The sequence below is a fragment of the Photorhabdus sp. S10-54 genome, assembly GCF_963878145.1.
Lineage (GTDB): Bacteria > Pseudomonadota > Gammaproteobacteria > Enterobacterales > Enterobacteriaceae > Photorhabdus > Photorhabdus kayaii.
Map to the genome: position 1 here is coordinate 53980 of NZ_CAWNXG010000005.1, position 13195 is coordinate 67174.

Here is a 13195-nt window from a genome sequence, read left to right on the forward strand (position 1 = left end):
TTTATTTCTATATTGTTTCTATCGCGCTTTCGTTTCTCCATCTATTTTTACTTTAAGAAGTCGCTTGAGAGTTGTTTCTCGGCTGAGAATGCTCTGATTTTTGTGGGTGTTCCAGATCCTTCGACGGCTTAATACGTTGCCAGAGGGTGCCTAAAGTTTCATACCACACTCGTTCTGAATGAGATAGAAAATAAGCTGAGGGCAGATATTTTTCCCAAGGATGTAATGGTGAAGTGATCGCTAATTGGTTAGCTGGGCCGGGAATGGGGTTCAACCCATGTTGTTTAAAGAAAGTGATTGCTCGCTGCATATGATTGGCGGAAGTTACTAAAATAAAGGGTTGGTTACCAATCAGTTTCTTAACTTCATTGGCTTCTTGCTCAGTATCCATTGGCTTTGTTAGTGCAATCGTATCTTCTGCTGACACGCCGAGCGATTGGGTTACGATAGCGGCAACTTCAGCGCTACTTTTAACATTCGCCCCTTTGCCGCCGGTAAAGACCATTTTAGAGCCGGGGTTCAGGTGATATAAGCGGATACCTTCTGTCACTCGTGGCAAGCTGTTATTAAGTAAGTTTGAACTGGGTGCCCAATTTGGGTTATAAGTGAATCCACCACCAAGAACGACGATATAATCAACCGGTGGATTGTGACCAGGATCAGATTGATTGCTTTTAGCATAAACCGATTCCAGTGGTAACAGCAGCTTATCGGCAACAGGTTGCAAACTTAGCAGAAGTAGGGCGAGCCAACTGAATGTCAAAATTGTTTTTCCTGTTTTTTGCCAACGGGTAAACCACAGCAGTAATAAAGCAGCAAGTGAAATTAGCAATATTAATGGCAGAGGCATTACCATTGCGCCAAGGTACTTTTTAAATAAAAATTGCATTTATTTGCCTTAATTTGGTTGAATTATAGCCATGTGGTTTACAGATTGTTGTCAAAAGTGGTTATATCAACGAATGCTGTGCCAAAATAGCAGTTAGCGTAATAAAATCTCAACAGATAAATCAGATTTATTCCATTAGTGAGGCAGTTTTTCATGCGGGATCGCAATTTCGATGATATTGCAGACAAATTCTCTCGTAATATTTACGGCACAACCAAAGGTAAAATCAGGCAAGCCGTTGTCTGGCAGGATATCAGCGAATTACTGGCTCAATTACCTCAACGTCCACTACGTATTTTAGATGCGGGTGGTGGTGAGGGAAATATGGCATGTCAATTAGCTGAATTGGGTCATCAAGTGATATTGTGTGATTTATCAGAAGAGATGATCCAGCGGGCAAGGCTGGCCGCGGAAGAAAAGGGGGTCAGCCAAAATATGCAATTTATACAAAGCCCGGTACAAGAAATTAGCCAATATATAGAACAGCCGGTAGATCTGGTATTGTTTCATGCGGTACTGGAATGGATTACCGATCAGAAATATGCAATAGAAATGTTAACGAATATCATTAATCTTGGCGGTGCGTTGTCTTTAATGTTTTACAATGCCAATGGTTTGGTAATGCGTAATGCTATTTTAGGTAATTTTCATTTGGCGACACCCAATATACAACGTCGCAGAAAACGTTCATTATCGCCTCAGAATCCATTGGCGCCGGAGCAGGTATATCAATGGCTTGATGAATTAAATATGACGATTACCGGCAAAACAGGCGTGCGTGTTTTTCACGATTATTTGCAAAATCGCCAATTACAGAGTGAAAACTTTCCAGCATTGTTAGAATTGGAACAGCGTTATTGTCGCCAGGAACCTTATATCAGTCTGGGGCGTTACATTCATGTCATGGCACGCAAGCCAGCTTTAACAGTTTAAAGGACAAATTATGAGTGAATATTCCCAGACTGTCCCGGAACTGGTGTCTTGGGCCAGGAAAAATGATTTTTCCATCTCCTTGCCTGTAGAAAGACTGGCTTTTCTGATGGCAATTGCGGTGTTGAACAGCGAGCGTCTTGATGGCGAGATGAGCGAAGGGGAGCTGGTTGATGCTTTTCGTGAAGTTTGCAAAGGATTTGAGCAGACCACAGAATCTGTCGCTGTGCGGGCCAACAATGCTATCAATGACATGGTGCGTCAGAAACTTCTTAACCGTTTCACCAGTGAATTGGCCGATAACCATGCAATCTATCGCTTAACCCCGCTTGGAATAAGTATCAGTGACTACTACATTCGTCAGCGGGAATTTTCTACCTTACGTCTTTCGATGCAACTTTCGGTGGTGGCGAGTGAGTTACACCGGGCAGCAGAAGCGGCAGAAGAAAGGGGGGATGAATTTCATTGGCACCGTAATGTTTTTGCGCCGCTGAAATATTCTGTGGCGGAAATCTTCGACAGCATCGACATGTCTCAGCGCGTAATGGACGAGCAGCAAAACTCGGTTAAAGAAGATATTGCGGCGTTGCTGAATCAAGATTGGCAGGCAGCCATTGCCAACTGTGAGCAACTGTTATCCGAAACATCGGGTACGTTGCGGGAACTCCAGGACACACTGGAAGCGGCTGGAGATAAATTACAGGCTAATTTGTTGCGTATTCAGGAAGCCAATATGGACAGTGGCGGATCAGAACTGGTTGATAAACTGGTGTTTGATCTGCAAAGCAAACTGGACCGTATTATCAGTTGGGGTCAACAGGCGATTGATTTATGGATCGGCTATGATCGTCACGTTCACAAATTTATCCGTACTGCGATCGACATGGATAAAAATCGTATTTTCTCTCAGCGTTTACGTCAGTCAGTTCAACACTATTTTGATAATCCGTGGACCCTCACCATTGCTAACGCCGAACGGTTGTTAGATATGCGGGATGAAGAATTGGCGTTACGTAATGAAGAAGTAACGGGTGAACTGCCATTAGCGCTGGAATATGAAGAATTCAGTGAAATAAACGAACAACTGGCGGAAATGATTGAAAAAGCGCTGTTGATATATCGGCAGGAACAACGCCCGTTGGATTTGGGCGCCGTATTAAGGGACTACCTTACTCAGCATCCGCTTTCTCGTCACTTTGATGTGGCGCGTATTCTGGTGGATCAGGCTGTACGATTGGGTGTGGCAGAAGCGGATTTCTCTGGGTTGCCAGCGGAATGGTTAACGATTAATGATTACGGAGCCAAGGTACAGGCACATGTCATCGACACATATTGAACAATTTATGCCAGTTAAACTGGCACAGGCGTTAGCCAATTCACTTTTCCCAGAACTGGATAGCCAACTTCGCGCGGGTCGTCATATCGGGATAGATGATCTTGATAACCATGCTTATCTGATGGATTTTCAGGAGCAATTGGAGGAATTTTACGCCCGCTATAATGTGGAGTTGATCCGTGCGCCGGAAGGTTTCTTCTATCTGCGGCCCCGTTCAACCACATTGATCCCGCGCTCGGTATTATCAGAGCTGGATATGATGGTAGGAAAAATTCTTTGTTATCTCTATCTCAGCCCGGAACGTCTGGCTAATCAGGGGATTTTTACTGCTCAGGAGCTGTACGAAGAGCTGATCTCACTGGCCGATGAGGGCAAGTTGATGAAGTTTGTCAACCAGCGCTCCTCCGGTTCCGATTTGGATAAACAGAAATTGCAGGAAAAAGTGCGTACGGCACTGAACCGTCTGCGCCGTTTGGGCATGGTCTATTTCCTGCCGAATGACAACAACAAATTTACCATTACTGAGGCGGTATTCCGTTTTGGTGCTGATGTACGCAGTGGCGACGATCCTCGTGAAGTCCAACTGAGGATGATCCGTGATGGTGAAGCAATGCCGGTTGAAGGCGGCTTGTCGCTTGATGACAGTGAAAATGATGAAACACCGGATAACTCAGCAGAAGGTGCGGGAGATGAACAACCATGATTGAACGCGGTAAATTTCGTTCACTGACGCTGGTTAACTGGAATGGTTTTTTTGCCAGAACATTTGATCTTGATGAATTAGTGACCACCTTATCAGGCGGTAATGGGGCGGGTAAATCCACCACGATGGCGGCTTTTGTCACCGCGCTAATCCCTGATTTAACCTTGTTGCATTTCCGTAACACCACCGAAGCTGGTGCAACTTCCGGTTCTCGTGATAAAGGTTTGCACGGCAAGTTGCGTGCGGGGGTCTGTTACTCAACGCTGGATGTCATTAACTCTCGGCATCAGCGGGTCATCGTTGGGGTGAGGCTGCAACAGGTAGCGGGGCGTGACCGTAAGGTCGATATCAAACCTTTTATGATTCAAGGGTTGCCAACCGCTATTCAACCTACGCAGTTATTGACTGAAAATGTGGGTGAAAGACAGGCGCGAGTATTGCCACTGAATGAACTGAAAGATCGCCTTGATGAGATGGAAGGTGTGCAGTTCAAACAATTTAACTCCATCACCGATTACCATGCGCTGATGTTTGATTTGGGTGTGATCCCCAAACGCCTGCGTTCAGCAAGTGATCGCAGTAAATTCTATCGTCTGATCGAAGCTTCCCTGTATGGTGGTATTTCCAGCGCCATTACCCGTTCCTTGCGTGATTATTTATTGCCGGAAAACAGCGGTGTTCGGAAGGCATTTCAGGATATGGAAGCGGCGCTGCGTGAAAACCGTATAACGTTGGAAGCTATCCGGGTAACTCAATCCGATCGCGATCTGTTTAAACATTTGATCACCGAAGCGACTGCTTACGTTTCCGCTGATTATATGCGCCATGCTAATGAGCGTCGCACTCATTTGGATCAGGCACTGGCATTGCGTGGAGAGCTATTTGGTAGCCATAGGCAACTGGCAACCGAACAGTATCGCCATGTCGAAATGGCGCGGGAACTGGCGGAGCAGAGTGGAGCTTCTGTTGATTTAGAAGCTGATCATCAGGCCGCCAGTGATCATCTGAATTTGGTGCAGACAGCCATGCGCCAGCAAGAAAAAATTGACCGTTATCAGGGAGATCTGGAAGAACTCTCTTACCGTCTGGAAGAGCAAACTGAGGTTGTTGAAGAAGCAGCGGAACTTCAGGCTGAATATGAAGCCAGAGCGGAAGCGGCAGAACAGGAAGTCGATGAGCTGAAAAGCCAGTTGGCAGATTACCAGCAAGCACTGGATGTTCAGCAAACCCGCGCTATTCAGTATCAACAGGCATTACAAGCGCTGGAACGCGCCCGTGAGCTTTGCCGGCTACCGGATCTTTCCGCTGATAATGCGGAAACATGGTTAGAAACTTTTCAGGCTAAAGAGCAGCAGGCGACAGAAGCCCTGTTGGCGTTGGAACAGAAATTAAGTGTTGCAGATGCGGCCCATAATCAGTTTGAACAGGCGTATCAATTAGTCAAAAGTATGGTTGGTGAAGTCAGCCGTAGTGAAGCATGGCAGAGCGCCCGTGAATTGCTGCGTGATTGGCCGGCGCAGCAACATCTGGCGGATCGTGCGCAACCATTGCGAATGCGATTGGCTGAACTGGAACAGCGCTTGAACAACCAACAAGATGCTGAGGATTTATTAAGCGAGTTTTGTAAGCGTCAGGGGCGACAGTATCAAGCCGAAGATTTGGAAGCGCTGCAAAATGAACTTGAAGCCCGGCAGGATGCGCTGAGTCTGAGCGTCAATGAAAGCGGTGAACGCCGTATGGAGATGCGTCAGACGCTTGAACAACTAAAACAGAAAATTCAGTCATTGACTGCCCGTGCGCCGGTCTGGTTGGCTGCACAGGATACCTTGCATCAACTGTGTGAACAGAGTGGTGAAACACTGGCAAGCAGCAATGACGTAACGGAATATATGCAGCAGTTGCTTGAGCGCGAGCGTGAAACCACGGTAGAACGTGATGAATTTGCGGCGCAAAAACGTGAGTTGGAAAAACAGATCGAGCGTCTCAGCCAGCCGAGCGGAGCGGAAGACAGCCGGATGATTGCATTGGCGGAACGTTTCGGTGGAGTTTTGCTGTCAGAAATTTATGACGATATCACCATCGATGATGCGCCGTACTTCTCCGCCCTGTATGGGCCTGCCCGCCACGGCATTGTAGTGCCGGATCTTTCCTTGGTACGTCCACATCTTGAAACGCTGGAAGATTGCCCGGAAGATCTCTATTTAATTGAAGGAGATCCGCAATCCTTTGATGACAGCGTATTTGATGCCGAAGAACAGACCAACGCGGTACTAGTCAAATCGTCTGATCGCCAATGGCGTTATTCCCGCTATCCTGAATTGCCGCTGTTTGGCCGCGCTGCCAGAGAAAACCGTTTGGAAGCTTTGAATCTGGAGCGCGACACTTTGGCAGAGCGTTATGCCACGCTCTCTTTTGATGTGCAGAAAATCCAGCGTGCGCATCAGTCGTTCAGTCAGTTTGTGGGTAAACACCTCTCTGTCGCATTTGATGCTGATCCAGAAGCGGAAATCCGCGAACTGAAACAGCAGCGTACAGAGTTAGAGCGGGAGCTATCCCGGTTTGAAGAGCAGACTCAACAACAGCGCCAGCAATATACTCAGGCTAAAGAGAGCCTGACCGCATTAAATCGTTTGCTCCCCCAAATCACGCTATTGTTGGATGAAACCTTAATTGATCGCGTAGAAGAAATACGTGAAGAATTGGATGAAGCGCAAGAAGCCGCCCGTTTCTTGCAACGGCATGGTTCGGCACTGGTGAAGCTGGAACCGATGGTTGCTGTTCTGCAAAGCGATCCACAGCAGCATCAACAGTTGCAACAGGACTATGAAACCGCCAAACAGAACCAGCATCAAGCTAAACAACGGGCTTTTACGCTGGTGGAAGTGGTACAGCGTCGTGCGCATTTTAGCTACAGCGATTCTGCCGGTATGCTCAACGAAAATGCGGATCTGAATGACAAACTGCGTCAGCGTCTGGAACATGCAGAATCGGACCGCAGCCGCGCCCGCGAACAATTGCGTCAACAGCAAGCGCAGTATTCCCAATTTAACCAAGTGCTGGCATCGCTAAAAAGCTCTTACGAAACCAAACAGGATATGTTGAAAGAGTTGCAACAGGAGATGAAAGATATTGGTGTTCAGGCAGATGCCAATGCAGAAGCGCGTGCTCGTGAACGTCGTGATCACCTGCATGAAGCGCTTAGCGCTAACCGTTCCAGAGTCAATCAGCTTGAGAAACAGATTGCCTTTTGCGAAGCGGAAATGGAAAGCTTGCAGAAAAAACTGCGTAAACTGGAACGCGATTACTATCAAATCCGTGAGCAGGTGGTTTCTGCCAAAGCGGGTTGGTGCTCAGTGATGCGCATGGTGAAAGATAATGGTGTTGAGCGTCGTCTGCATCGCCGTGAACTGGCGTATATGGAGGGGGGCGCATTGCGTTCCATGTCGGATAAAGCACTGGGTGCATTGCGTCTGGCAGTAGCTGATAACGAACATCTACGTGATGCGTTGCGTTTATCCGAAGATCCAAAACGCCCTGAACGTAAAATTCAGTTCTTTATTGCTGTGTATCAGCACCTGCGTGAACGTATTCGTCAAGATATTATCCGCACTGACGATCCGGTGGATGCCATTGAACAGATGGAAATTGAGCTGGCCCGTCTGACAGAAGAACTGACCGCTCGCGAGCAAAAGTTAGCCATCAGTTCAAAAAGCGTGGCGAATATTATCCGCAAAACCATTCAGCGTGAGCAGAACCGTATCCGAATGCTAAATCAGGGATTGCAAGCGGTCTCCTTTGGTCAAGTGCGTGGTGTACGGTTGAATGTGAACGTGCGTGAAAGCTACGCGATATTGCTGGATGTGCTGTCTGAACAGCAGGAACAGCATCAGGATCTATTTAACAGCCAGCGATTAACCTTCTCGGAGGCAATGGCGAAACTGTATCAGCGCCTGAATCCGCAAGTAGATATGGGGCAGCGCTTGCCGCAAACCATAGGTGAAGAGTTGCTGGATTACCGTAACTACTTGGAACTGGACGTTGAAGTTAACCGTGGATCTGATGGCTGGTTAAAAGCAGAGAGTGGGGCGTTATCGACCGGTGAAGCGATTGGGACCGGCATGTCGATTCTGGTGATGGTGGTGCAGAGTTGGGAAGAAGAATCCCGCCGTTTGCGTGGTAAAGATATTTCCCCTTGCCGGTTGTTATTCCTTGATGAAGCGGCGCGTCTGGATGCCAAATCCATTGCCACTCTGTTTGAATTATGCGAACGCCTACAAATGCAGTTAATTATCGCCGCGCCCGAAAATATCAGCCCTGAAAAAGGGACCACCTATAAACTGGTGCGTAAAGTATTTAACAACCACGAACATGTTCATGTGGTTGGGCTGCGAGGATTTGGGCAGGATGTGCCGGCAACTCAACTGATTTCAGATGCTACCGCTTAATTAAATGGATGGTTTACGGTCATTATAAGTTGGGAAAATAAAGAAAGTGCGCCACGGATGGCGCAATAGATATGTAGCTTGAAAAATTGTACCATTATTTTCTGCTTATTAAGATTCGGTATTATTGATACGGGAAAAGGACATATTATGCGGAAGACAACATATATACCTAATAGATTTCGAGTTGCAGCGAGGCGGCAAGGGAGCGAATCCCCGGGAGCATAGATAACTATGTGACCGGGGTGAGTGAGTGCAGCCAACAAAGCAGCAGCTTGAAAGATGAAGGGTATAGCGTTGCAGAGGGAAATCTTGCTTCAATTATGGACCAAGCCGTTCAGGATGGTGTACCAATATTGATCACCAGACAAAACGGTGGAGATTGTGTCATTATTTCAAGTTCAGAATATGTAAGTCTTGAAGAAACCGCTTATTTATTACGATCACCAGTTAATGCAAAACATTTACTTAAATCATTAGAGCAGGTGAGTGGTGGGGGTTTGCAGGAAAGGCAGTCAAATAAATAAACGCTTTAATAAAGAAAATGCGCCAAGGGTGGCGCAATAATTATTCTAATCTAGCAAGTATTTTTATTTAAATATTTGTATTATGTAATAACATCGATTTTATTTATTGATAGTGGGATTTATCTAAGTATTTTTAGTTTATGTCAGAGGCCAATTCAAGAACACCACGCTATCATTGTAATGACTATTGGTACCATTTTCAGCACCGATAATAGCTGTTCCCGGATTTCCATCAAATGTATTATCGAAATAACGAAGCTTACATGGTTTGCCATCTCCTGCAATCTCAATACAGATTTTGCCTGTACCTGATGTGTAGGCTTTAGTCGCCATGAGATTATTTTGTCCTTTACCGGTTAATGTATCTACCAGAAGATCGTCAATATATACTTTTACAGTTTGCGGGATATTTGTATTAGCGTAGGCTATCAGGCCGAATCGAATACTTTGAGGTAACTTGAAACAATATTTACCCGTATCATTAGTACCACATGTTCCATTACAGACTTTACTATTGCCTCCATTATTGTCTCGGTGACTGCCTAATAAATCAGTATCGATCGATACTGCCGATTGAATATTTTTGAAGGTTAACCCTCTCCAACCCTCATTATCGCTGGAGATGATGATTGGCCCGGCATCAAGTGCATTCAAATTTGGGTCGAACCGAATAAAAGAATCACCTTTGAAAAAATAAATAAAATTTCCATCGATATCTGGCCATGAAATAACAGCACCCAGATTGCGACTAAATGCTGCATATTTCCCGGTCATTTCCCACCGTTCTGAAATAGTGCTGATCTTAATTGTGTGTAAATCGATGGTGTAATCTACACAATGTTCACCTTTAAAGAAACAAACGGTGTTTGTAGTCAATTCTATGGCTGCATCTATTCCATTTTCCAGTTCTGTTCCTTTTAATCCAGGCCACCCATCTATAATGAAGTTCGGTCCATCAACGACCTGTGCTTTCGCGATATCGAATTTAAGATATAGTGAACCTTTAAAAAAATATAAAAAACCATTTAAATTAATAATATCGTCAATATATCTTTGAAACCCGGCAGGCAGGTTGGGCCAATCTTTAGCGATGGGTTGGGGATAACCAATGTATGTATTTAAACATTGATTATTGAACTTAATGTTTTCTTCATTGAGAAAGAAGTAACTAGATATATTCATTGTTATATATCCTTTGTGATTATAAAATGAGAGATAATTTAAATCTTTTTGGTACAACGGAATTAAAGTTTCATAATAAAAGCTAATAAATAATAAGGCGGAATGATATCAACACTATGATTATGTGAAGGGGACGATGCTGTTGCCGGGTGATTATGTCCTTGTCCTCCTCCTGTGTTTGATGTATATGCGTAACGAGGTGCAGTGTCTCTAGTCATTACTGCGGCAGAGGAGTTGTTTATTTCCTCTGTTGTTGTTATCCCTAAAAGGTATAAGGTTCCATATTTCATTCCATGATTAGTCACATAAGCCATACCCCCAATATGTTTATGACTAGGTATTTGTGACTCTGTTAATATTGTATCTTCCACAGTAACATTGACCGAAACCGCAGTTGATGTTGTATTTTTGGAAAAGTTTTTTTCGGTGCCACTACCATTAGCTTTACTACTGCTTTGCCCTGTTTCAGAAATAGTTTCACTGCACATGACAAAACGGCTTCTTAAATCAGGGGTTCCATTATTGCCATCACAAAAAGCCCAGCCTGTAGGAGCATCCATACCGGAGAACATCATAATCATTCCTTTTGGCAGTACATTATTGGGATCAATACTGATGCCGTTACTGTCTACTTTTAAGCCGCCGTTAGGGTTAATTTTTATTGCTTGTGTATAGTCATCACCCGGTTTTAGCGCTGAATTTTGATTATCAGTCTGACCGGGCGTTTTACCAACTGTATGGCGATCCATAGTATTGGTATTCTCTGTGTTGGATTCTGAAGTGGACCGGTTATATTTTTTTTCCATTTTTATCACCTTGTATATGATATTGAGTTGTTTTGTTCAACAATGAAATTGATGATTTTTTCCTTTATTTACTATTTACATTTAAAATATAAAAAGCATTTATTACTTGGTTTTTATTGAAAAGTATAGCTACCGCAATAACATGATTTATAGATGTTATTGTTTATATTTAAAAATTTATCCAATAGTTATTTAAATGAATTTTCGTGAAACAAAACAATTATGGGGGGAGGATTTTTAGACACAACATCAATTAATAACAGAGATTGTTAATCGATATGTATTTTCTCTGGTTGTTCAATTTTAAGTATGACAGGTCGGGGATAATGAATAGTGTTATTTTTATTGCTTGGGATAAGTGGATTGGTTTTATTTTCAATGCTGTCCTTTTGCGACACCCTCTTCAGGGTGAGGAGGATGTCAAAGCAGAGTTCTGCTTCATTACGAAGAGCTACAGGTAAGCTCAGTATGAAAAATAGAGCTTACAGTAATCCAATAATCGTTTATGGCTTAATAACTTGATCTTCAATATTGAATTTGAATAATGCATCCTCATTTAAAGTTCTTGGTAGTAGCATTTTAACAATAGGTAAAAATTTACCTGTTGCGTTTTTATAATCACGCTGATCTTTTTGTGCATCAGCTAAACCTGAATTTTCTGAATAAAAAAGGGCTTCAATAGGTAATTTACTAGGATCATTTTCTTCCCAGGTTGAAATTCTGATTTCATTCTGTTTTGGTGGAATATTAGGAGTACGTGGAAGTTTTTTGATACTTTCTAACATTTGATAGAAAGCTATAGCTGGATTATCTACATCTTTAGTAACATTAAATCCACATTGAAAAAGATCTTGAGAGTTTACTTTCCTATAATTTTTTATCCAATCATCGGAATTCATCACATTTTGTTCTTGGCAAGATTTACCTTTATCTTTCGCCTTAGTAATATTTTCACCACAACCTTTATTCGTTCTCTCATTTGTATAGCCATCAATAGGAAATGCACACAATACAGAAAAATCGACGCTATCTTGAGGTGCTATATGTTCAGGGAAAACAATAAATCCATTTTTATAGCCATAAGCTAAGCGTTTAAATTTAGCGTCTTTCCTTAAATATGAAAAAGAAACACCACCACTTTTTATAGATGATGGGCTAGGTTGCCAAAATTTATGATTATTTGAATGTGTAGTGCCACGCAATATAACGCCAGAGCAAAGAAAAGCAGGTGATTGAGCATCACCACAATCTTTAACGGTATTATTATATTGTTGAGTTAATATACTCGCAATATTATTTTGTACCTCGGTTTCATTTTCCGTTTGAGTGAAAGCAGAAGTATTTTCTGAAAAAAAGACAATACTAAGGAGCAAACCTACAATAGGCTTTTTCATAAAATCCTCACTTAATTTAAAGTGTATTAATTGAAATTAAATTGTTCCTCGTTCACTTCCTAGTAAAGTCTTTCACTGTTTTGTTTATATCACAACTATCAGATTTGATAGTTGTTCTAGTCAATTATTGGACTAATCTTAGTATTAACATTTTGAAATATTTAACAATACCCAGGTTAAATTATGATTGACTTGTATGAATTTTATTCAGATTGTGTTGTTGAGGAATTTAATGATCTTCATTTTGTTATTAAAACCATTCAATCTATTACTGATATAGAATGGTACTCTCTCTTTTACTCTTCAACTAAAAATAATATTAAAGAAGCAAATTTCATTACCAATAATGATAAATTAGCCTTAACATATCAAAAAGAAAAATATATCAATAACAATCCCGTTTTTGAATATTGCATAAAAAACACTATCCCTTTCATATGGGATTGCAATAAACTAGAAGAAAAATCACTTTTTTTACATGAAATTAAAGATTATGGAATAAACCATGGCATATCTTTTCCTATGCATGGTATTAATCATGATTTTGGAATTTTAACTTTATCTTTTTATTGCAAAGAAGATGATTATACAAGGACAATAAATAAAAATTTCAATCAACTAATGGCATTAAGAGATATAATACTACATTATTTAATTATTTTAAAAAACAAAAAAAATAAAAAAAACAACATTAAATTAAGTGAAAGAGAAAAAGAAGTTTGTTCTTGGTATTTAATTGGCAAAACAACATGGGAGATATCACGCATACTTAATTGCTCAGAAGCAAATGTTAATTTTCATTTTAAAAAAATTAGAGAAAAATTTAATGTTAACTCTAGAGGCGCAGCCATAATAAAGGCCATTGAAAATGGCCAAATAGAATTATGAAGCCTTGTTTTACTATCAAATCTGATAGTTGTGATATAAGCAAAACAGTGAAAGACTTTACTAGGAAGTGAATGAGAAACAATTTAGTTTCAATTAAC

At 42.2% G+C, this 13195-nt stretch carries 10 protein-coding genes; 6 read left to right on the forward strand and 4 right to left on the reverse strand.

The window, feature by feature from the left end:
* Nucleotides 1-52: 52 nt before the first annotated feature.
* The gene (gene elyC, locus AACQ83_RS04300; protein WP_112876618.1) at nucleotides 53-889 is read right to left on the reverse strand and encodes an envelope biogenesis factor ElyC; all 837 of its coding nucleotides are present in this window, start codon (nucleotides 887-889) and stop codon (nucleotides 53-55) included.
* Between the two features lie 153 nt (nucleotides 890-1042).
* Between elyC and cmoM the strand changes: the two genes are divergently transcribed.
* From cmoM to AACQ83_RS04325, 5 genes are all read left to right on the forward strand, one after another.
* Nucleotides 1043-1822 (forward strand): tRNA uridine 5-oxyacetic acid(34) methyltransferase CmoM, encoded by a 780-nt coding sequence (gene cmoM, locus AACQ83_RS04305; protein WP_112876617.1) that lies wholly within the window; start codon nucleotides 1043-1045, stop codon nucleotides 1820-1822.
* Nucleotides 1823-1832: 10 nt separating this feature from the next.
* A complete protein-coding gene (mukF, locus tag AACQ83_RS04310; protein ID WP_112876616.1) occupies nucleotides 1833-3155 on the forward strand; it encodes a chromosome partition protein MukF in 1323 nt (440 codons plus the stop codon).
* Nucleotides 3136-3858, forward strand: a complete 723-nt coding sequence (gene mukE / locus AACQ83_RS04315) for a chromosome partition protein MukE (RefSeq protein WP_112876615.1) — start codon at nucleotides 3136-3138, stop codon at nucleotides 3856-3858. Before mukF ends, mukE begins: the two co-directional genes overlap by 20 nt.
* Entirely contained in the window at nucleotides 3855-8303 is a 4449-nt protein-coding gene (gene mukB, locus AACQ83_RS04320) for a chromosome partition protein MukB (RefSeq protein ID WP_112876614.1), read from the forward strand. The genes mukE and mukB overlap by 4 nt, the downstream gene beginning before the upstream one ends.
* A gap of 272 nt (nucleotides 8304-8575) precedes the next feature.
* The gene (locus AACQ83_RS04325) at nucleotides 8576-8827 is read left to right on the forward strand and encodes a type II toxin-antitoxin system prevent-host-death family antitoxin (RefSeq protein ID WP_112876665.1); all 252 of its coding nucleotides are present in this window, start codon (nucleotides 8576-8578) and stop codon (nucleotides 8825-8827) included.
* A 138-nt stretch (nucleotides 8828-8965) separates the two neighbouring features.
* Here AACQ83_RS04325 and AACQ83_RS04330 read toward each other — a convergent pair whose 3' ends face one another.
* The 3 genes from AACQ83_RS04330 to AACQ83_RS04340 all read right to left on the reverse strand — a co-directional run bounded on the left by AACQ83_RS04330 (nucleotide 8966) and on the right by AACQ83_RS04340 (nucleotide 12209).
* On the reverse strand, nucleotides 8966-10009 hold the full coding sequence (locus AACQ83_RS04330; RefSeq protein WP_112876612.1) for a fucose-binding lectin II: 1044 nt from the start codon (nucleotides 10007-10009) through the stop codon (nucleotides 8966-8968).
* Between the two features lie 62 nt (nucleotides 10010-10071).
* Nucleotides 10072-10815 (reverse strand): tail fiber protein, encoded by a 744-nt coding sequence (locus tag AACQ83_RS04335; RefSeq protein WP_112876611.1) that lies wholly within the window; start codon nucleotides 10813-10815, stop codon nucleotides 10072-10074.
* Nucleotides 10816-11318: 503 nt separating this feature from the next.
* Entirely contained in the window at nucleotides 11319-12209 is an 891-nt protein-coding gene (locus AACQ83_RS04340; protein ID WP_112876609.1) for an N-acyl homoserine lactonase, read from the reverse strand.
* Nucleotides 12210-12392: 183 nt separating this feature from the next.
* On the opposite strand from AACQ83_RS04340, the gene AACQ83_RS04345 reads away from it, so the two are divergent.
* The gene (locus AACQ83_RS04345) at nucleotides 12393-13097 is read left to right on the forward strand and encodes a helix-turn-helix transcriptional regulator (RefSeq protein WP_112876608.1); all 705 of its coding nucleotides are present in this window, start codon (nucleotides 12393-12395) and stop codon (nucleotides 13095-13097) included.
* Nucleotides 13098-13195: the final 98 nt, after the last annotated feature.

Bases quoted from the DNA above. Each gene is read 5' to 3' on its own strand.
- mukF (WP_112876616.1), top strand. From the start codon at position 1,833: ATGAGTGAATATTCCCAGACTGTCCCGGAACTGGTGTCTTGGGCCAGG.
- cmoM (WP_112876617.1), top strand. From the start codon at position 1,043: ATGCGGGATCGCAATTTCGATGATATTGCAGACAAATTCTCTCGTAAT.
- AACQ83_RS04335 (WP_112876611.1), bottom strand. From the start codon at position 10,815: ATGGAAAAAAAATATAACCGGTCCACTTCAGAATCCAACACAGAGAAT.
- elyC (WP_112876618.1), bottom strand. From the start codon at position 889: ATGCAATTTTTATTTAAAAAGTACCTTGGCGCAATGGTAATGCCTCTG.
- AACQ83_RS04330 (WP_112876612.1), bottom strand. From the start codon at position 10,009: ATGAATATATCTAGTTACTTCTTTCTCAATGAAGAAAACATTAAGTTC.
- AACQ83_RS04340 (WP_112876609.1), bottom strand. From the start codon at position 12,209: ATGAAAAAGCCTATTGTAGGTTTGCTCCTTAGTATTGTCTTTTTTTCA.
- AACQ83_RS04345 (WP_112876608.1), top strand. From the start codon at position 12,393: ATGATTGACTTGTATGAATTTTATTCAGATTGTGTTGTTGAGGAATTT.
- mukE (WP_112876615.1), top strand. From the start codon at position 3,136: ATGTCATCGACACATATTGAACAATTTATGCCAGTTAAACTGGCACAG.
- mukB (WP_112876614.1), top strand. From the start codon at position 3,855: ATGATTGAACGCGGTAAATTTCGTTCACTGACGCTGGTTAACTGGAAT.